Below are 18246 nucleotides of genomic sequence, written 5' to 3' on the forward strand. Positions count from 1 at the left end.
ATCTATATTCAATGGCGAGAGATAATTTAAAAGCGAGATAATAGCTCCCTTACCTCGTGCCTTAACAGCGTGTTGAAAAACTCCGCCAAGTGACCGAGAATCCAGCCATCGGGGTTCCGGAGGTGATCTGATGGGGCTTGGCCGTCAGGGTGATCAGCAGGGGACGATGTATCTGGCCTGGGATGAGATCCCTCGGTCTCGTGGGCACGCTTTTTACGATCGTCTCCAGCAGATTCTCCGGAAAGCCGGCTTCGATGGTTTCGCCGAGAAGCTGTGCAAGCCCTTCTATTCCGACAAGGGGCGTCCCTCCATTCCGCCTGGCCGGTATTTTCGGATGCACCTCGTGGGGTATTTCGAGGGCATCGACAGCGAGCGCGGCATTGAGTGGCGCTGCGCTGATTCGCTTTCCCTCCGGAATTTTCTCCAGCTTTCGCCCAAGGAGTCTGTGCCGGATCATTCCTCGCTCAGCCGGACACGGTCCCGTCTGCCACTGGCGACCCACCAAGAGGTTTTCACCTGGGTTCTCAAGCTGCTCAGCAAGGATGGCTTGGTCCTTGGAGGCCGCATTGGCGTGGACGCTTCGACCATGGAGGCCAACGCGGCGCTCAAAACCATCGTGCGCCGGGACACGAGTGAGAGCTACCGCAAGATGCTCCTGCGCATGGCCAAGGAGAGCGGCATCGACTCTCCGATAGATGAGGATCTGGCTCGCATGGACCGCAAGCGCGTCGGCAAGACGCTTTCGAACAAGGACTGGCGGTCACCGGTCGATCCCGAGGCGAAGATCGCCAAGATGAAGGATGGCCGAACGCATCTGGCGTACAAGCCCGAGCACGCGGTGGACCTGGACACCGGCGCGGTGGTGGCGGCCGAGGTGCATGAAGCGGACAAAGGGGACACCTCGACTCTGCAAACGACGCTGAAAGCCGCTCAAGAAAGTCTGCGGCGGGTCACTTCCACACCGCCATGCCCGGACGACCCTGCGGAACTGGTCGCGGATAAAGGCTATTTCTCCCGGGATGTCCTCAAGGTTCTGGACGGTGGACCATGGCGGACGAGAATCGCCGAACCCAAACGCAACGGTCTGAACTCCTGGCGTGGCGACCAAGAGGCGCGACGCGCCGTGTACAACAACCGAATCCGGATATCCTCGATGGTCGGGAAGGCCATGGGAAAACAGCGGACGGAACTGGTCGAAAGAAGCTTCGAGCATACGCTGGACCGGTGCGGCGGCATGCGCCGGGTCTGGCTCAGAGGACGAGAGAACATCCGGAAACGCTATCTGGTCCATGTGGCTGGTTTCAATCTCGGCCTGCTGATGCGGGTCAAGACCGGCCATGGCACCCCCAGGGGCTGGGCCAGTGCCTGGCTTGCGCTCATTTGGCCTGACCAGCATCCCTCAATGGCCTATTTGGCCATCGTCATGGTGGTCAAGGGACGATGCTGCGGGATCATCCCCATCGCCATCATCTGCGGGGGAGAATAGCCGGAAACAGCTTTTTGCAACGGCCTGTTAACTACCTGAACGTCTGCATATACTCGCGCTTTTACATCCGCTGGCAACCGTGAAAAAGTTTCTCTAAGGACAATATCCTCAGTATCGCCTTCAACAATTATAACTTTCTTCGCAAAAAAAACCCTTGATATGTAATCATCCATTTTTATTAGCATTTTAACATAAGTTCTGTCTTTGTCGACAAGATTTAAATAAGCATCAGACACATTAAATGGAACAACACACACAGCACCATCGACAACAGACATTCTATTAAGCACCTGACATGGCTTTCTTGAAAGATCAATCATATATGGAGAATGAGATGTACAAATTATCTGAGAACTTCCTATTGAAAGGTCATATATTGTATCTCGCATTTGATTTGCAGCATTCGGGTGCAAATATATTTCAGGTTCTTCAAATCCAATAATCAAAGGGCGAGACAGCCCTTTTCTTTTATGTATCCATTCATGACGGAACTTCAACAAAGCAAATATTGCAGACCTAATCATTCCTGTCCCTTGATATGCAACAGGCGTTTTAACGTTACTCGACATATTAATTGTAAAAACAGGAACCAACGACTTGTCTGCGTCATTTAAACTTGCTGTTGCATGCAATTTTGATTCAGGAAACACACTATTTATAACACCGTTCAAATCATCCATCATTCTGCTAAATTCAGACTCCTGATCTTCTGGATTTAATTCTTCTGCCAACAAAGCAAGATACTTTACGGCCTTTCCATAATTGTCGGACGCCTCCCGAATCTCTCGAAACAATTCGTTCATAAATGTTGCCAATTCTCCAGATTTTTGATCAAGGGCAGCAGCGCTGTGCTCAGCTGGTATTTTTATATATAAAGGCAACTTACTAATCACCACCGAGTGAATGCCACCAGGATTATTAACCCACTCTGACACACCAGAATCGTCAACAATCCAGATGTCATTAATTTCTTCAAGCTTTTCGAGTTGTGCTTTTGATAATTTTTTATCCAACTCTGGAAACAATTCTTCAACCAATTCTGAGTCAATTCCACGGTCTATCAAATCCCTGGCCTTAACTATGTTCTCAAATTCACTTTTCTTTACTCTGCTATAACACTTCATCTCTCTAATGCAACTTTTTGAAGACTTAGAAAAAGACTTTCTAAATACTACAGATAGGCCGCTATCATTTTCATTCTTTGTTTCATATCGGATAAGCCGTCCCTTAAACCCTCTCCAACTATTTGCTTCTACTGGCAAATTCCTAAATTCCGCTTCAATAGAGCACTCAGTGCACTTATCAACTATTTCCTCTGCACAAACTTCGCCCTCACAATTGTAATCAAATTCTGAAAGAGATTCACTCACTGACAGCAGACATCCTATTGCAGCTAGGACAGTACTTTTACCGACATTGTTTGGACCAATCAAAAAAGTTGTATCACCAAATAGAATTGTAGCTTGCTTAATTCTGCGAAAATTACGTAGACACAATGAGTGCAGTCGCATAGATATCACCTCATATTTTTTTGCAAGCATACATATAGACTATAGTCTAAATCAACTTGTTTTTCCTATAAATAGAAGCAAGCTATCGGGACAGCGCCCACCTATAGCTTTTAACTATTTGAAATACATCAAATTATGACTATTTAAAAAAAAAGGAGCAAATAAATGCCAACTTCCCTTGATTGCCGTGGTCTGGCCTGTCCCGGACCGGTCCTTCGCTGCAAGGAATGCGTCGAGAAAGACGCCCCCGATACCATTGCCGTCACCGTGGACAATGAAGCGGCCCGGGAAAACGTCACCCGGTTTCTGACCATGCGCGGCTACGCCGTTACCGTGGCCGAGGCCGGAGACGGCGTCTACGTCCTGACCGCAACGGCGGGAGCCGCTCCCGTCGCTGCGCCCGATGCCACGCCGGCCGCCAAGGCCGAAGCCGGCAGCCGCACCGTCGTTTTTATCACCGCCGACGTCATCGGTCGGGGCGACGACACGCTTGGGGCCAAGCTCATGGTCAATTTCGTCGGCACCCTGCCGGAGCTGGGCGAACGCCTGTGGCGCATCGTCCTGGTCAACGGCGGCGTGCGCCTAGCCGTGGCCGGCAGTCCGGTTCTCGACAAGCTCAAGGCCATGGAACAGGCCGGCGTGTCCATTCTGGTGTGCGGCACCTGCCTGGACTTTTACGGCATTTTGGACAAGAAAGAGGTCGGCCAGACCACCAACATGCTCGATGTGGTGACCAGTCTCGATCTGGCCGATAAAATTGTACAAATCTGACGCGCCGACTTTCTACGGGCCGCTTGCCCGGCGGCCCGCTTTGCTTGCGCGGAGCAACGCCTTTCTGGCCCAGCTCCGCCAGTAGGACAGCCAGCGTGTCAGCACTTCAGGATGTACCCATGGCTGACGCGCCATTGCCCACGTTTTTCTTGCCGGCCGAACGCCTTAAACAGCCGGCCATCGACGCCATTGCCCGAGATATTGCCCACTCTCCTTCAGCTTTGACCTTGGGAGCGGTCCCGCTGGCCGTAGTCATCGTCAACGACACCCGCCAGATCGTTTACGCCAACGCCCGGTTTCTGGCCCTGGCCGGAAAAGCCGAGGCCAGCCAGGTCATCGGCCAGCGCATCGGCGAGGCTCTGGGCTGCGAGCATGTGGACGACAATATCGGCGGCTGCGGCACCACCCGGTTTTGCCAGTATTGCGGCGCGGCCCAGGCTGTGGTCAAAAGCCTCGAAGGCGAAAGCGGCACCCAGGAATGTGCCATCAACCGGGTTTCTGCCTCGACCCTGGACGCGCTCAATCTGCAGGTCTGGGCTGTGCCCATGGAGATCGAAGGGCACAAGCTGGTGCTCAACTCCGTGTTGGACATCGCCCACGAAAAGGCCCTGCGGGGCTTTGAACGCATCTTTTTCCACGACATCCTAAACGCCGTCACCGGCATCAAGGGCATAAGCGACCTGCTTTCCCTGGAACTGCCCAAGAACTATCTGCGAGAATTGGAACTGCTGCGCCGCTCCATCGACGATTTACAGGACATCGTCGACACCCAGCGCGATTTTCTGGCTGTCGAGGCCAAGGAATACCGGCACAACTACACACGCCTGTATACCATCGACATTCTCAAGTACCTGGCTTCCTACTGCCAATCCTTCAACCATGGCGGCAAACGCCGCATCGATGTCGCGCCCCAGGCGGCAGCGCAAATTTTCTCCTCGGACCTGCGCATCATCCAGCGCATCATGGTCAACATGGTCAAAAACGCCCTGGAAGCATCCGCCCCCGGAAAATCCGTGACGCTTGGCGCGGACGTAACCGATCGGGGAGCTGTGCGGCTGTGGGTCGCCAACCCGGGCGCAATGCCTGAAGAGGTGCAACTGCGGCTGTTCGAGAAGGGCTTCTCCACCAAGGGCGAAGGCCGTGGGCTTGGGACCTACAGCATGCGCCTTTTTGCCCGCCAGTGCCTGGGCGGCGAGATAAGCTTCACTTCCACGCCCGAGGACGGCACGCGCTTTGCCCTCGAACTGCCGGCCTGACGCCATGGATGCGACGGATTCGCGCCTCACGCGCATCAACAAGGCCCTGGCTTCGGCTGGGGTGTGTTCCAGGCGTCATGCCGACGACCTGATTGCCGCCGGACGGGTGACGGTCAACGGGGCCGTGGTCACCGAGGCCGGGCTTCGCATCGACCCTGCCCGCGACGCCCTGGCCGTGGATGGCGCGCCGGTCAACTTGGCCCCGGAAATCCCGATAACCCTGGCGCTGCATAAAAAGCCGGGCGTGGTGACCACGGCCAGCGACCCCGAAGGCCGGCCCACGGTCTTTGACGGCCTGCCCGAGGTGTGGCGCGGCAAGCGCCTTTTCCCGGTGGGGCGGCTGGACTTTTTTTCCGAAGGTTTGCTTTTGCTCACCACCGACGGCGAGCTGGCCCTGCGCCTGACCCATCCGCGCTGGCACGTACCCAAGCGTTACCGGGTCACCGTGCGCGGCCAGGTGACGCCGGACATGCTCGGGACCATGGCTCGGGGCATGCGTCTGGCCGAGGGCGAGCGCCTGGCTCCGGTGGCCGCCCGAGTGGTCGAAGGGCCGGCCCAGGACCGATCGATTCTTGAAATGGAGCTGCATCAAGGCGTCAATCGCCAGATCCGGCGCATGTGCCGCGATTTGGGCCTGACCGTGCTGCGTCTGGCCCGGGTCAGCCAGGGGCCGGTGGCGCTGGGCGACTTGCCGCTCGGGGCCTGCCGCGAACTGACGCCGGCCGAACTGGCCACCCTGCGCCAGTCGGTGGGTTTGGACGATGCGGATGTCGCACCAGCCCCGCCCAGGCCCCGGCCGACAGCCGAAGGCGACACAAAACGCCCGCCGCGTCCAGCCCGTCCGCCCCAGGCCGGCGGCAAACGGCCGGCAACCAAGGCCAGCGGCGGCGAGACCGAGACAGGACCGCGCCGTGACGGGCAGTCTGCGCCGCGCCGCGACCGCCCTGCCCGACGTCGCGGCCAATCTTCGTAATTTCCACGCCACGGTTTTGTCGAAGAAGCCTGGCGACCATGCATAAAAAACCCGCCCGAGCTTCAAGCCCGGGCGGGTTTTTGCGTTATCGGCAACGGCCGAACGCGCGCCATGGATTGGCCGGCCTCAAGCATCGGGCAAGCCGGACAGGAAGGCGGCCACGGCCTGCTGGGCCTGCCCTCTGTGGCTGAAGATGGCGGCGTGTTCGCCGCCGTTCAGAGCGGCCAGACGCGCCCCGGGGATGCGCTCGGCCAGTTGCTTGCCGTGAGCGGCAAAGGCCACGTGGGGATCGGCCGTGCCGTGGACGACCAGGGTCGGCACGGCGACGTCCTCCAGGGGATAGTCGCGGCTGCGGGTCACGGCCACGTCGTTGACGGTCCCGGCCAGCCGCTCTCCCAGACGGGACCGTGTCTGGGCCGAGAGTTCCGCGAAAAGGGCCAAGGCCTCGGGATCGTTCATGACGGCCCGGCGCGAGGCCGGATCGCCAAAGCCGCGCTTGACCGCTTGTTCGGGAGAGGCGGCTTTGGGTCGCAACATCGCCCCAAGTCGGGGGAACCGGGCCGCCAGACGCAGCATATGCCAAGCCAGGGGCAAGCGTTCCGTGATGCGCCCGGAGCAGGTGGAAACCAGCACCAAACCGCGCGTCAGGCGCGGATGGCCAAGCGCCAGATGCACGGCGCAAGGGCCGCCGCCCGAGACGGCCATGACCGCCGCCGGCCCGACGTCCAGATGCTCCAGGAGCGCGGCGCACAGGTCGGCCTGGGTCTCGGGGGCCTCCCGGCCGCCGAGGGGTGTGCCCAGGTAGCCCGGACGCGACACGGCCAGGACGCGCCAACCCTCGGGGGCCAGCAGCCGGCCCAAGATCGTGCTTTGGTCATGGCCGCCCATGGCTCCGTGCAGACACAACAGCGGTGGACCGTCGCCGTAAGCGGCGTACTCCACCGGCCCCAGGGACGTCTCGACGCGACAGGGGGTCGATCCGGCGTTCATCGCGGCGTCTCCCCGGCTTCTCCCGGCCGTCCCAGGCGGCGAATGAGTTCCCGGCCGGTGGCCTCGGGCCGGACTTCCACCCGCCGGTACTCCCGGCAATCCGGGGTTCGGGCCAGAAGGCCGCCGTCGCACAGCATCCGGCGCAGCAGCGCGGCGTCGCCAAAGGTGTGGCCGGCCTCCAGGCAGGCGTTAACCATCTTTTCCGTCATGATCTGCCGGGCCGGCAAGCGCGACCAGAGCAACCACAAGATCACTTGCTGTTCGCTCCACTTGGAGGGCCAGCGCACCAAGCGGCCGTCGGCGTCGAAATGACGCAGGAGCCGGCGCAGCCGGGCGTAATCCACGGGCTGCGGCGGCGCGGCCGGGGCGGCAGGCGCGTCAAGGCGGGCTTGCGCCTTGGCGTTGGCCCGGAAGTGCTGGAAATTGCGGCAGCCGGCGGCCCGGGCCAGGATGTTGAGCATCTCGACATGGCCGGGCGTAGCCTCAGCATCAGGAAGATTGCCGCGCACTGCCTTGGCCAGGGCGGAAATGTCGTCCACGGAAAAAGGAATACGTTCGCGTGACATCGCTTATCCTTGCAAGCGTGCCTGTCCGGGAAGGAGGATGTCGGTGGTCGCCGTCTTCCGACGCGGCACGGGATAAGGTGTCGGTGCGGAATGGATGCGTTGGCAGGTTTAGCACCCCTTGCGGGGCGGCGACGCCTGGGTGAACTGCCGACCGGTTCGGGGCTTACGACAGCCGGCCCGGCCTTGGCAAGCAAAAAACCGCCGCGACCGGTCCGGTCGCGGCGGTTTGCGTGCGTATGGACGAACCCGGTTTAGAACATGTCCTTTTCGGATTCGCTGATGGTGGCCTCGATGACGTCCTGCAATTCCTTGGGCAAGCCCATGATGTCCACGTTGAGGAAACCCCGGACGATGGTGGAGGTGGCCTCCTCCTCGTCGAGTCCCCGGGCCATCAGGTATTCGATCTCTTCCTGGGCGATCTTGCCCACCGCCGCCTCGTGGGACAGCTCCACGCCGTCCACCGAACCCAGCAGTTCCGGGATGGCGTGGATGACGCCGCCGCCGAGGATAAGCCCCTTGCACTCCAGGTGGCCCTTGGCCGGCACGGAATTGCCGCCAATAAAGCCACGGGCGATGATGGTGCCGCCCGAGGCGATGGTGCGGGAGATGATCTCGCCCTTGGTGTCCGGGGCGTTGAGTTCGATGCGGCTGCCGGTGTCCACGTGGGACCCTTTGGGCGCGACGATGACGGAGTTAAACCGCGCCACCGCCCCTTGGCCGTTCAAGCGGATGACCGGATAGGATTGGAGATCCTTGACGGGTTTTAACAGCACGTAGTTGTTGATGAAGACGCCGCCCTCTTCCACCGTGCCGCCGGTACGCGGCCGCACCACCGTGGACTCGGCCCAGTTGTGGATCATGGTGAAGGTGAGCTTGGCGTTCTTACCGACGAAGATCTCGGTGATGCCCAGGTGAGCAGCGCCCTTGGAGCCGTGGGCCACCGAGCAGCCGGTGATGATGTGCAGCTCGGAATCGTCCTCGACGATGATGACGTTGTGGACGTTCTGGCCGATCATGTCGCCTTTGAGGAACAGGCACGACTGCACCGGCTCGGCCACCTTGGCGCCCTTTTCGGTGCGCACGAAGTAGCCTCCGTGGAGATTCTCGGCCGCCGACCGGGTGAACTCGTCCTTGTCCTTGTCCACCTGGGTCCAGTAATATTGCGGCAGGCCGTCGTACTTGGCCAGAGCGTCCTTGATGTCCAGGACTTCCACGCCCTTTTGCAGGCTTTTGCAATGCACCCGGCCGTGGTCCACCTGAAGATAGGAGCCGGCGCGCTCACGCTCTTCCACGTCGATGCCGGACATGAGCATCTCGGCCTTGTCGGCGGCATCGAGAGTGCGCAGATCAGCGATTTCACCAAGGGTCGAGCCGGAAAACCGGAAATCCTTGAGTTCGATCTTTTCCATGGCATGGCTTCCTTGGGCTCGTGTCGCGGCCACGAAACGCGCCTCGGGCGCTTCGCTGCCAACAAACTAAAACCCTTAATTTTTCTTAAAAAATACTGGCGTATTTTTTAAGGGACGCGACACTAGTTGAGACAGCGGACGCATTCCTGGTAGCCATGCTGGCTGATGTGGTCCAGGATGTCGCGGGGATTGGCCTCGCAGCACAGATGGCCGTTATACAGCACCTGCCCCCGGTCGGCGTTCAAATATTCGAGGATGTAGCCGGTGTGGGTGATGATCAGCCCCGAGACCGGACGCCGCAGCGCCCGCTGCTGCTTCATGCTGGCCCCGGCCCGAGGTTCCAGACCGGCGGTCAAGACTTCGCGCACGGTATGGCCGATGAGTTTCATGTTTTCCAGGTCGACGCCGGATTCCGGCTCGTCGAAAAGGAGCAGATAGGGCTTTTGGGCCATAAGCTGGAGCAGTTCCGAGCGCTTGATCTCGCCACCAGAGAAACCGGCGTTGACGTCGCGCTCCAGGAACTCGTCCATGTTGACCTTGCGCGCCAGCGCGTCCACGTCGATCTCGCCCTGCCTGGCGCACATGCGCACCAGATGGCGGGTCTTTAAGCCATGGATGGTGGGCGGGCGCTGGAACGACATGCCCACGCCCAGCCGCGCCCGCTCGTAAATGGGGGCGTGGGTGATGTCATGGCCGCGAAAGAGGATGCGCCCCTTGGTGATTTCGTAGTTGCCAAAGCCCATGAGCGTCATGAGCAAGGTGGTCTTGCCCGAGCCGTTGGGGCCAAACAGGATGAAGGTTTCGTTGTCGGCAATGTGCAGGTTGATGCCGGAAAGCACCTCGCGTTCGCCGATTTTGACGTGCAAGTCTTCGATGCGAAGCATGATTCCCTCGCTTTTTGCGCCTTATTGGGCGTTGCTCCGCCTGGGGTCTACGGAAAAACCCCGGCAAAGTCCACTCTTGGAGTCGGAAAGGGTTCCAGCCGGCAGGCGGGCGAGGAATCAGTGGGTGTCGTAGGCGCGGATGATGGCCGCCAGTTCGTCGCAGTCGTAGGGCTTGGCCAGATAGTGGCGTACGCCGTGGCGTTTGAAGAAATCGATATGCTGGCGCACGCCGTAGCCGGTCAGCACCACGATGGGAATGGACTTGACGGACCCGTCGGCCATGCGCACCCGGCCGATGAACTCGCGGCCGTCGATTTCGGGCAGGCGCATGTCCAGAAGCACCAAATCGAAGCGTTCCCGGACCACCGCTTCCAGGGCGCTTTTGCCATTGTCGGCCAGGGTGATGCGGTGGCCTTCGTCTTCCAGGGTCTGACAGGCCAGGGTAGCGTGATTGACGTCGTCTTCGGCAAGCAAAATACGCAACATAAATTGCCGTTCCTCCCTGCTAAGTCGGAGCAGGAAACATGCCGTTTTAGACCATCCAGCAATCAGCTGAATTCATGAATATTTATGCCAGGCACGACCGTTTTGGGTGGAAAATAATCCTGCTTTACGACAAAGCAGGAAAATCATTTAACCCTTTTTATCAGGTTTCCCGTGGCCCAGGCAAGCCCTGCCCTTAAGCGCGCCACCTTGCCGCGCTGCCGAGCAACGCAGCCCGGCGTTTCTCCCATGCCGGCCAAAGCCGTCAGCAGCCGTTCAGGCACGGCGGGGCGGAACCGCCCGAGCGCCCACGGCAAAGCCGTAGAGGCGGGGAACAAGCTTGGAGAGCGCCTCGGCCACAAGCCAAAGTCCGAAGATGACGGCCAACCCGCTGCCGAAATAGAAGACCACCTGTTGCAAGTCGCCGGCCGGCCGCCAGACGGCCAGGAGCTTCGTTTGCAGCACGGACATGGTCGGCTCATGGGCCAGGTAGACGAAAAAGCTGTGCCGGCCCATGCGGGACAGCAGCTTGCTGTCGTGGATGAGGGTAAAGGCCGAGGCCCGCCAGAACGCGGCGATGCCCAGAACCAGGTTGGCCTTGAAGCAAAACTGGCGCACGCCCTCGTCGGTAAAGCCCAGGGGCGTCCAGCAAACCAGCACCACGGTCAGCAGGCCAAAAGCCCAACACGCCGTCCGCTGCCACCAGGAGACGCCGGCAAGGGGCAACCGGAGGCGGGCGACATACCCGCCGAGATAGAAGGCGAACATGTCGCCAGCATAGGAGTACGGCCCTTCGGACAGGCCGGTCCAGAGGAGAAAAAAGGCAATGAGGCCCACGCCGGGAGCTTCCTTGAAAAAGACCAGAAAGACCGGCGAAACCAGGAAGACAACGAGCAGGTCGCGCAAAAACCACAACGGATAGTTGATGGGCGTGGTGCCAAGGCCAAAGGTTTTGGTGAACAGCCCTTCACCGACCAGGAAATTCCACGAGCCCATCATCTCGATGCTGCCGACAAAATAGAACCAGGCGGCCAGGCCGGCGTTAAAAAGCATGTAGGGCACGAGCACCGAGACGAATTTCTTGCGCAACATGTCGCCGTAGGCGGCCAGGGACAGGTCGAACTTGCGCAGGAACAGAAAACCGGAGATGGCGAAAAAAAGCGGCACGGCCACAAAATCCACATGGCCGTTTAAAACTTCGAGCAACAGCGTGGCCAACGGGCCGGTTTCGCCGGCAATGCGCACGGTGATGCCGCGCGCGCCGTGGGCCAGGACAATAAGGCCTATGAGAATGATGCGCAGCACCTCGATGCGCTTGGAAACGTCGCGGTCAATGGGGTCATGAACCGGCCCGAGCATCCAGGCCGGCTTGGCGGATTCGATCACGGGGGTGAACTCCTGGTCGTACGCCGCAGGACGCGGCGTGGATCAATGGGCGTAGGCAAGCATCTTGCGCAGTCGTGCCGGGGTCACGGAATAGCCCTCTTCGCGCAGGATGCGCACGAAGCTGTCGATAATGCACTGCGTGGCAAAGTCTTTCTTTGTGATGCTTTGGGAATGCATGATCTCCCGCAGCACGAGATCGATCATGTAGACGCAGTGGGCAATTTCCTTGATGTCCTTGTCTGGCATACCATCTCACAGACGACTGCGGCCTTGGGAATCAGGCTCCGGCAGCGACTATAGTCCCACCAAACGCCCGACCGCCAAGGCATCATTGCCTTTTTTCACCGTGATGGCAACTACGGGGCCACCTGGCCCGCCAGGTCGAGGACAGAACACGAATCCGGCGCTTGCCCTGTCCCAGCCCAAGGCAGGACGCGCCTGGAAAGCCGTGCGCTTGGCGGCGAGCGGAAGATCGGCAACAAGCCGGAGCACGGGAGGAAATGGCCGCGAGGGGTTGCGGCGCGTTACTGACAGGATTCCCCGGAACGCCAGGTTAGCCCTGGCGACCACATGACCGAGCGTCAAATTTCGGGAACAACGCTCTGGCCTGCGACTATGCGGCGAAAGCCCGCCCCGTCCACCAGCCCCTGGCGGTAGGCCAGGGAGACGTACTCCCGGCGGACGCGGTCGATAAGCCGCTCCATGTCCTCGACCAAGCCCCGCGCCGCCTCGCCGGCGTCCTCGCGGGCCAAGGCCTCCAGGGCGGCCAGGCTGGCTTGCAGCTCTGTGAGATGAATGGCCAGTTCGCCGTCGAGCCCCTGGACATTGACCAGATCGTCGATGCGCGACTGCACCAGTTCCGGCAAATGCGCCTTGCAGGTGTCCATGTCCTCCCCCCTGGCGGCATAAAGCCGCCGGTTGCGCCCGCGGATGCCTCCCGGGCGGGTTTGGCACGATGGCTGGCCTATAGCGCAATGCCGAGGCGGTGTAAAATGCCGGCCAGCATTCCGGCATGGCCTCTGATGGCGGCCGCTCTGGCGCGCCAACAGCCCCGAGCGTACCCGGGGCTGCCAGGGCGAAGCAAGGTGCGTATCCATCTATCCGGGACTTCAGCCGGCCACGGCACGCGGCCAGCCTCAGGAACGAACGTCCAGTGTCTGAAGATCGGCTTCGATACGCTCCCTGGCGGCCAAACCGGCCAGCCAGGGCTCGGGCAGCCCATCCCGGCCCGTAGCCGCGCCGACGAGCATCCCGGCGAGCAGCCCCCGGGCCGCGCTGTCACCGCCGGCCATGACGTTTTGACGCAGACAGCCGGAGAGATCATAAGGGTAGCGGGCCACGAGATGGATGACGGCGGGCATGGCCTCGTCGATATGGCAGGTCTGGCCCAGGGCGGCGATGGCGTCCACGGTGTCGTCCTCGGCGGAATTGAGGCCGGCAGCCAGCCATTGGCCGATGGGAGCGCTGGCGTAGCCGGCCTCGGCGGCCAAACGCAGGGCGTCCACCGGCGTCTTGCCGCCAAGCACGGCCCGGGCGGCCCGGGCGAAGAATTCCGCCGCCTCGATGACCCGTGCGTGGTTATGGGTCATTTTGGCCTGGCTACGGGCGGCGTCCACCAGGGCGGGCAGATCGTGAGCCAGGGCGAAGACCAGAGGGGCGATGCGGGCCGCACCGGCCAGGTCGTTGGAATTGGACCCGGAATTGGCTGGACCTTCGCCGAAATCGAAAATCTTGAGCGTCATGCGGGTGGCGCCGTCCACATAGCCGGCGTAGCCGGCAAAGAGCTTTCGCCAGCGTATGGCGAAGTCGTCCAGGTCAAACCCGCCGCAAGCGGCCAGGGAGTCGAGCAGCGCCAGGGTCTGGTCGCCGTAATGGGTCAGCTCGCCGGCTTTCTTGCCGCCATGATAACCGTCGGCCGGCGGATCGACATAACCGGCAATCTGGCCGAACCGGTCGGCCAGGGCCACGGTGTCGTACTCCCAGTGCGGCCCCAGGGCCAAAGCGTCGCCCATAAACGAAGCCCAAACCATGGCGCGTGCATTGTCAGACATGGCCTCTCCCCCGGGTTTACCATACCCTACCGCATCGCTCTGAAAGAACCAAGGGCTTTTCCGGCCAGACTTCGGGCTATTCGGCCAGATCACGACAAATCGTCGTCAAGATCGACAATCCCCAAGCGGGCGGCATAGCGCACAAGCTCAGCCAGGTTGGCCAGCCCCAACTTGCCGCAGATGTTGGCCCGGTGGTTTTCCACGGTCTTTTTGGAAATAAACAACTCGGTCGCAATGGCGGCTACGGACCGGCCTTCGGCTAAAAGCCGCAGGATCTGCTGTTCGCGGCGGGTGAGACTGTCGTAAGCCGGGTCCCGGGGGCCGGTCTTGCGGGCGGCGTATTCGTCCAGGCGCAGGAGCACCTGGGGCGTGATGGCCGCGTCAAGATACCGCTCGCCGCGAAGCACCGCCTCAATGGCCGCGACCAGGCTCGTGGCGGCGGAATCCTTGACCACGTAGCCCATGGCTCCGGCCCGAAAACAGGCGGCCACCAGATCCAGGCGGGCGTGCATGGTGACCATCACCACCCGGCACTCCGGGGCCAATCCGGCCACGCGGCCGGCCACATCCACTCCGCTGCCGCCGGCCAGACCCACGTCCAGAAGCAGCACGTCCGGGGCAAGATCGCGGGCCAGGCCAACCGCGCCGGCTGCGTCGGCCGCCTCGCCGACCACCTCGAACCGGGGATCGGCAGCCAATATGGCGGCCAACCCCTGGCGCATCAGACCGTGGTCGTCGGCAATGGCGATACGCGTCCGTTTCGTGCTCATGAGCCTTCCTCGGTCAGGGGAATCTCGGCCTTGATGCGGGTGCCGTGCCCCGGCCGGGAGCGGATGGTCAGCCGACCGCCAAGCAGGCGCACGCGCTCGCCCATGCTCCAAAGGCCCATGCGCTTTTCGCACAGCGCCTCGGGCAACCGGGCCTCGGGATCAAAGCCCTGGCCGTCGTCGGCGACCCGCAGGAGCAGCAGCGGATGGGAGGCGACCAGGCGGGCCACGATGCGCGTCCCCCGTCCATGGCGGCAGGCGTTGGCCAGGGCTTCCTGGAGCACCCGGTAGACGGCCAGGGAGGTGTCGAAGCCCACGGCCAGACGCTCCAGGCCATCGGCGGAAAAATCTACGGTTAGTCCTGTCCGGGCGGCGGTGTCGCGACAAAGGGCGGCGGCGGCCTCGGCCAGTCCCAGCCGGTCCAGGACCGGCGGCAGCAGGTCGCCGGCCAGGTTGCGCAGGCTGGCGATGGCCGCGCCCAGCCGGGCCGAACTGTCGCGCAGCACCTCCCCCGAGTCCGCGTCCGGCAGCGGCTCCTTGGCGGCGAGCAGCCGCTCCAGGCCCATGCGGGCCAGGGACAGGTGCTGCCCCACGTCGTCGTGGAGTTCCCGGGCGATGCGCTGGCGTTCGGTCTCCTGGGCCTTGATGAGTTCCTGGGAGAGCCGGCGCAGCCGTTCCTCGGCCCGGCGCGAGGCGATGATGCGGCCGAGATGTTCGGCCAGGGCATCAAGGAGATGGCGTTCCTCGCGCAAAAAGGGCCCTTCGTCGGCCGGCGGGCGCTTGTCCAGATAGCCGACTTCGATGCGCCCCACGGTCTCGCCGCCGATGACTATGGCGCTTTCCTGCCGGGCCACCGGACGCCGCCAGTTGGGCGTGGCGAAGGTCTGGCCGCCAAGGCTTAGGCGCACGCAAGCGGTCTCGGGGTACTGCCAAGCCCGGGCGGCCACGGAACACGCTCCGGCCAGGATGCCGGCAAGGGCCAGTTCCTGGCGCTGGGAAAGCCGGGTGATCTCGTAGAGGCAGTCGAGTTCCTTGACCCGTTCCCGCAGGGCGGCCAGGGTCCTGGCGTGTTCAGCGACGTCGGGGGTGGGCGTGGCGTTGGCGTGCATGGCTGTTTCGGATTGGCGATGTGGCGACCTTGCCTGACACGACCTGTCGCGGGCAAGTTCACCCTGCCCGGCATAGCCCTTTCCCTCGGCCTTGTCAGCCCAGCTCCCGCCCCCTCGGGAACCTCTCCCGGTTTTTCGGGTTGCTCTCCCGAAATACCGGATCAAATTCCCGCCAAAAATTGGGACAACGTCCGATTTCGCCGCCGACCGGCCGACATAGGATGCCGCCAAGCCGGTTCGCCGGGAGGAGGTTGGCATGGCGTATCACGCCCTGACAAACGACGCGGCGCTCTCGCCGCGTCCATGCGCCCCATTGCCCGAAATGGAGTCCGACAAGCCCCTTGACCAGCACCGGGAGCGCAACTTCGCTCCAAGGCGCGCCAACACTGCGCCGGGCCTGTCCGTGACCCGGCTTGGCCCTGGCCGCTGGCGCATTTCGGCCCGTTTGCCCGAGGCCGGGCAGGAGGATCTCGACATCTACCTGGCCCCGTCCGAGGGCAGCGCCGTACGTCTGCTGGCCCCAGACGACGACATGTGCCGCGTGAGCGTGGAGGGAACGCTGGGTGAGGCCGGAGCGGCCAATCTCGGCGACTGTCTGCTGGAAGCCCTGGAACGGGGTCCGGCGCGCCTGGACGTGGTCATCGGCCCCACCGTGGCCGAGGCCTCTCTTGGCGTCGCGGCCGTGCTGGAAAGCTTTGGCAGGGTCACGGCACGACTCGAAGGCCGGCCGGAAATCGCCATCAACGGGCTGGGACAGGGTTGTGTGGCCATGCGCCAAGCCTTTGACCGGGGCGCGGCCAAGGGGCGCGCCAGCCTTGGGGCGCAAGGAGGTCAGCCATGACCGTGCTGGCCTGGTGTCTGCTGGCCGTGGCGGCCTTGGTCATTCTAAGCGGCCTTGGCCGGGGATCGCGTCGCCACCCGGGCCATCTGCCCGGCGATTTCGATTTCGATGGCTACAAGACCCGCGAGATCGTCCAGCGCGGGGTGTTCGACAAGACCAAGTGGATGTAGCTCAGCCACCTCGGTTGCGCAGCGCCCGTTTCAGGGCAGCCAAGGCCGTGCGGGCATAGGAAAAGTCGTAATACTCCACGGCCAACGCAGCGGACAGGGCAATCTGCTCGTCCGTGGCGATCCCGGCGGCGATGGCCTGACGCAGGGCCGGCAGAGCCTCAGGGCCGACGCCGGCCTTTTTCGAACAACGGATGACCGCTGCCAGGGATTGCGACGTCGGTTTCGTGCCAAAGGCCAACACGGCATACTCCATGGCATAATCCGGAAATTGCTCAGGGCGCTTCTTGGCAAAGCCCAGGGCGCAGTACTCCCTGGCGTCAAAGAGCAGTTCATAGCCGAGCAGGCAACAGTCGTGCAACCGGTCCGTGGACTGGCGCAATTCCTTAATGCGCTTGAGATAAGACGCCTTGCTCAGTCCCAGGCGCACGAGTTTGGCCGTCAGCGCGGCAAGATGGATGAAGAACTGATCCTGCTCCAGGAAAGCAAGCAGAAGATGCAGGGTGGCCCGAAGTCCTGCCAACGAATCCGAGGCCGCCCCTTTTTCGAGATATGCAACGCCGGCCTCCCACTGCCCCAGGCGCAGATGCATGACGCCGAGAGTGCGGCAAGCCTCCAAGGCCGCCTCGTCATTGCTCGAACTAACCTCTTCAAGAAGATGGCGGCTGGGAGCGAGGGAGCCGCCAAAGCGCCGGGTCAGGTTGTATCGGGCCAAGGCCTCGCCGGTTTGGGCAACGCGGTCCGGGAGGCTGACCATGACGCGGTCTCGGGCCAAATCATCCAGCAAGGCGGCGGCCCGTTGGCGGCTGGTGTGCTTGCGGCGGCACAGCTCTTGCCCACGCGCGGCCAAGTCGGCAAAGGCCTCAGGGGCCTGTTGAATTTTTTCCAGGGTCGGCAGTAAATCGTCTGGAGAATAGCCAAGATAGTGCTCGCCTTCCCGGAAATAGCGGCCCACGCCGCAGCCGCCCCGCTCGGTCAGGAGCAACGAGCCCGAGGCCAGAGCCTGCAGGAATCGCAGATTGAGGCCGGAAAAGAAGTTTTCGTTAAGGACCGCCCGGGAGGCCGCGAAGAGGTCCAACATGGCCGGGCGCGGCACATTCTGGACCAGATGCAAGGGATACTGTTCGCCAACGTGCCGGATCAGGTTGTTTCGCTTGACGCGCTCGGGCGTCAGCCGTCCGACAAAGGTCAAAAAATGCTCCTTGGCGGCCGGCGGATCCCGGAAATCGCCGTCAAAGACGCACAAGGGCAGCCAGGTGGCTACCACGCCATGGCGGCGCAACGGGGCCACCGACGACAGCTGGTCGACGTAGACATGGTCAAACAGCTTGGACAGAGGCAAAAACCAGAACTCATTGAGCGGACTGTCGATACAGTAGGCCGCCAGCCTGTGGCGGCACTTATGCAAATCCCTGGGCAGCTCCGTCCGGCCGAAAAACTCGATCAAAACGACGTCCGGATCAACGTTTAGCTCCTCCATCTGTTCGTCAAGCGTCCTGGCGGCATCCAGGGCAAAGGGAAACACTTCGCAGCCCAAGCGGCGAAAGCCCTCAAGCAGAAACCAGCTGCAACACGCAATTCGCACGAATTCACCCG

Annotated in this window: 19 protein-coding genes; 6 read left to right on the forward strand and 13 right to left on the reverse strand. The window is 61.8% G+C overall.

Annotation, left to right across the window (positions count from 1 at the left end; genetic code table 11):
- Positions 1 to 130 precede the first annotated feature (130 nt).
- A complete protein-coding gene (locus DMR_RS11155) occupies positions 131 to 1486 on the forward strand; it encodes a transposase (RefSeq protein ID WP_015861008.1) in 1356 nt (451 codons plus the stop codon).
- On the opposite strand, the gene DMR_RS23345 is transcribed toward DMR_RS11155, so the two are convergent.
- Positions 1408 to 2997 carry an ATP-binding protein gene (locus DMR_RS23345; RefSeq protein WP_081429671.1) on the reverse strand — a complete coding sequence of 530 codons (1590 nt, stop codon included), beginning with the start codon at positions 2995 to 2997 and terminating at the stop codon, positions 1408 to 1410. The two genes, DMR_RS11155 and DMR_RS23345, sit on opposite strands and share 79 nt — an antisense overlap.
- A 165-nt stretch (positions 2998 to 3162) precedes the next feature.
- Between DMR_RS23345 and yedF the strand changes: the two genes are divergently transcribed.
- The 3 genes from yedF (at position 3163) to DMR_RS11170 (ending at position 5997) form a co-directional block, all read left to right on the forward strand.
- Positions 3163 to 3768 (forward strand): sulfurtransferase-like selenium metabolism protein YedF, encoded by a 606-nt coding sequence (gene yedF / locus DMR_RS11160; protein ID WP_015861010.1) that lies wholly within the window; start codon positions 3163 to 3165, stop codon positions 3766 to 3768.
- A gap of 119 nt (positions 3769 to 3887) precedes the next feature.
- Entirely contained in the window at positions 3888 to 5024 is a 1137-nt protein-coding gene (locus DMR_RS11165; protein WP_015861011.1) for a sensor histidine kinase, read from the forward strand.
- Positions 5025 to 5028: 4 nt separating this feature from the next.
- Complete coding sequence (locus DMR_RS11170; protein WP_015861012.1) at positions 5029 to 5997, forward strand: pseudouridine synthase; 969 nt, start codon at positions 5029 to 5031, stop codon at positions 5995 to 5997.
- Between the two features lie 126 nt (positions 5998 to 6123).
- Here DMR_RS11170 and DMR_RS11175 read toward each other — a convergent pair whose 3' ends face one another.
- The 11 genes from DMR_RS11175 to DMR_RS11225 form a co-directional block, all read right to left on the reverse strand.
- Positions 6124 to 6987 carry an alpha/beta fold hydrolase gene (locus DMR_RS11175; protein WP_015861013.1) on the reverse strand — a complete coding sequence of 288 codons (864 nt, stop codon included), beginning with the start codon at positions 6985 to 6987 and terminating at the stop codon, positions 6124 to 6126.
- On the reverse strand, positions 6984 to 7553 hold the full coding sequence (locus DMR_RS11180) for a DUF2087 domain-containing protein (RefSeq protein WP_015861014.1): 570 nt from the start codon (positions 7551 to 7553) through the stop codon (positions 6984 to 6986). The genes DMR_RS11175 and DMR_RS11180 overlap by 4 nt, the downstream gene beginning before the upstream one ends.
- Before the next feature lie 251 nt (positions 7554 to 7804).
- Entirely contained in the window at positions 7805 to 8962 is a 1158-nt protein-coding gene (locus DMR_RS11185; protein WP_043600540.1) for a SufB/SufD family protein, read from the reverse strand.
- A gap of 122 nt (positions 8963 to 9084) precedes the next feature.
- Positions 9085 to 9846, reverse strand: coding sequence for an ABC transporter ATP-binding protein (locus DMR_RS11190; protein WP_006918552.1), 762 nt, complete (start codon positions 9844 to 9846; stop codon positions 9085 to 9087).
- A gap of 117 nt (positions 9847 to 9963) precedes the next feature.
- A complete protein-coding gene (locus DMR_RS11195; protein WP_015861016.1) occupies positions 9964 to 10332 on the reverse strand; it encodes a response regulator in 369 nt (122 codons plus the stop codon).
- Between the two features lie 273 nt (positions 10333 to 10605).
- Positions 10606 to 11715 (reverse strand): acyltransferase family protein, encoded by a 1110-nt coding sequence (locus DMR_RS11200; protein WP_015861017.1) that lies wholly within the window; start codon positions 11713 to 11715, stop codon positions 10606 to 10608.
- A gap of 42 nt (positions 11716 to 11757) precedes the next feature.
- Positions 11758 to 11961: a hypothetical protein gene (locus DMR_RS11205; protein WP_015861018.1), complete on the reverse strand. Its 204-nt coding sequence runs from the start codon at positions 11959 to 11961 to the stop codon at positions 11758 to 11760.
- A gap of 335 nt (positions 11962 to 12296) precedes the next feature.
- Complete coding sequence (locus tag DMR_RS11210) at positions 12297 to 12602, reverse strand: hypothetical protein (RefSeq protein WP_015861019.1); 306 nt, start codon at positions 12600 to 12602, stop codon at positions 12297 to 12299.
- 249 nt (positions 12603 to 12851) lie between these two features.
- On the reverse strand, positions 12852 to 13766 hold the full coding sequence (locus tag DMR_RS11215) for an ADP-ribosylglycohydrolase family protein (protein WP_015861020.1): 915 nt from the start codon (positions 13764 to 13766) through the stop codon (positions 12852 to 12854).
- A gap of 89 nt (positions 13767 to 13855) precedes the next feature.
- Entirely contained in the window at positions 13856 to 14536 is a 681-nt protein-coding gene (locus DMR_RS11220; protein ID WP_015861021.1) for a response regulator, read from the reverse strand.
- Positions 14533 to 15642 carry a sensor histidine kinase gene (locus DMR_RS11225; protein ID WP_043600542.1) on the reverse strand — a complete coding sequence of 370 codons (1110 nt, stop codon included), beginning with the start codon at positions 15640 to 15642 and terminating at the stop codon, positions 14533 to 14535. Before DMR_RS11225 ends, DMR_RS11220 begins: the two co-directional genes overlap by 4 nt.
- A gap of 256 nt (positions 15643 to 15898) precedes the next feature.
- Here DMR_RS11225 and DMR_RS11230 point away from each other — a divergent pair, with 256 nt between their 5' ends.
- Together DMR_RS11230 and DMR_RS25045 are read left to right on the forward strand one after the other, a co-directional pair.
- Entirely contained in the window at positions 15899 to 16483 is a 585-nt protein-coding gene (locus DMR_RS11230; protein WP_015861023.1) for a hypothetical protein, read from the forward strand.
- Positions 16480 to 16653, forward strand: coding sequence for a hypothetical protein (locus DMR_RS25045; protein WP_015861024.1), 174 nt, complete (start codon positions 16480 to 16482; stop codon positions 16651 to 16653). Before DMR_RS11230 ends, DMR_RS25045 begins: the two co-directional genes overlap by 4 nt.
- Position 16654: 1 nt before the next feature.
- Here DMR_RS25045 and DMR_RS11235 read toward each other — a convergent pair whose 3' ends face one another.
- Positions 16655 to 18235: a glycosyltransferase gene (locus DMR_RS11235; RefSeq protein WP_015861025.1), complete on the reverse strand. Its 1581-nt coding sequence runs from the start codon at positions 18233 to 18235 to the stop codon at positions 16655 to 16657.
- Positions 18236 to 18246: the final 11 nt, after the last annotated feature.

Source organism: Solidesulfovibrio magneticus RS-1 (assembly GCF_000010665.1).
Classification (GTDB): Bacteria; Desulfobacterota; Desulfovibrionia; order Desulfovibrionales; family Desulfovibrionaceae; genus Solidesulfovibrio; species Solidesulfovibrio magneticus.

What these genes read in the sequence shown, in the direction of transcription:
- yedF (WP_015861010.1), top strand. Translation starts at nt 3,163, where the DNA reads ATGCCAACTTCCCTTGATTGCCGTGGTCTGGCCTGTCCCGGACCGGTC.
- DMR_RS11180 (WP_015861014.1), bottom strand. Translation starts at nt 7,553, where the DNA reads ATGTCACGCGAACGTATTCCTTTTTCCGTGGACGACATTTCCGCCCTG.
- DMR_RS11210 (WP_015861019.1), bottom strand. Translation starts at nt 12,602, where the DNA reads ATGGACACCTGCAAGGCGCATTTGCCGGAACTGGTGCAGTCGCGCATC.
- DMR_RS23345 (WP_081429671.1), bottom strand. Translation starts at nt 2,997, where the DNA reads ATGCGACTGCACTCATTGTGTCTACGTAATTTTCGCAGAATTAAGCAA.
- DMR_RS11175 (WP_015861013.1), bottom strand. Translation starts at nt 6,987, where the DNA reads ATGAACGCCGGATCGACCCCCTGTCGCGTCGAGACGTCCCTGGGGCCG.
- DMR_RS11170 (WP_015861012.1), top strand. Translation starts at nt 5,029, where the DNA reads ATGGATGCGACGGATTCGCGCCTCACGCGCATCAACAAGGCCCTGGCT.
- DMR_RS11215 (WP_015861020.1), bottom strand. Translation starts at nt 13,766, where the DNA reads ATGTCTGACAATGCACGCGCCATGGTTTGGGCTTCGTTTATGGGCGAC.
- DMR_RS11205 (WP_015861018.1), bottom strand. Translation starts at nt 11,961, where the DNA reads ATGCCAGACAAGGACATCAAGGAAATTGCCCACTGCGTCTACATGATC.
- DMR_RS11165 (WP_015861011.1), top strand. Translation starts at nt 3,888, where the DNA reads ATGGCTGACGCGCCATTGCCCACGTTTTTCTTGCCGGCCGAACGCCTT.
- DMR_RS11155 (WP_015861008.1), top strand. Translation starts at nt 131, where the DNA reads ATGGGGCTTGGCCGTCAGGGTGATCAGCAGGGGACGATGTATCTGGCC.
- DMR_RS11190 (WP_006918552.1), bottom strand. Translation starts at nt 9,846, where the DNA reads ATGCTTCGCATCGAAGACTTGCACGTCAAAATCGGCGAACGCGAGGTG.
- DMR_RS11185 (WP_043600540.1), bottom strand. Translation starts at nt 8,962, where the DNA reads ATGGAAAAGATCGAACTCAAGGATTTCCGGTTTTCCGGCTCGACCCTT.
- DMR_RS25045 (WP_015861024.1), top strand. Translation starts at nt 16,480, where the DNA reads ATGACCGTGCTGGCCTGGTGTCTGCTGGCCGTGGCGGCCTTGGTCATT.
- DMR_RS11230 (WP_015861023.1), top strand. Translation starts at nt 15,899, where the DNA reads ATGGCGTATCACGCCCTGACAAACGACGCGGCGCTCTCGCCGCGTCCA.
- DMR_RS11220 (WP_015861021.1), bottom strand. Translation starts at nt 14,536, where the DNA reads ATGAGCACGAAACGGACGCGTATCGCCATTGCCGACGACCACGGTCTG.
- DMR_RS11195 (WP_015861016.1), bottom strand. Translation starts at nt 10,332, where the DNA reads ATGTTGCGTATTTTGCTTGCCGAAGACGACGTCAATCACGCTACCCTG.
- DMR_RS11225 (WP_043600542.1), bottom strand. Translation starts at nt 15,642, where the DNA reads ATGCACGCCAACGCCACGCCCACCCCCGACGTCGCTGAACACGCCAGG.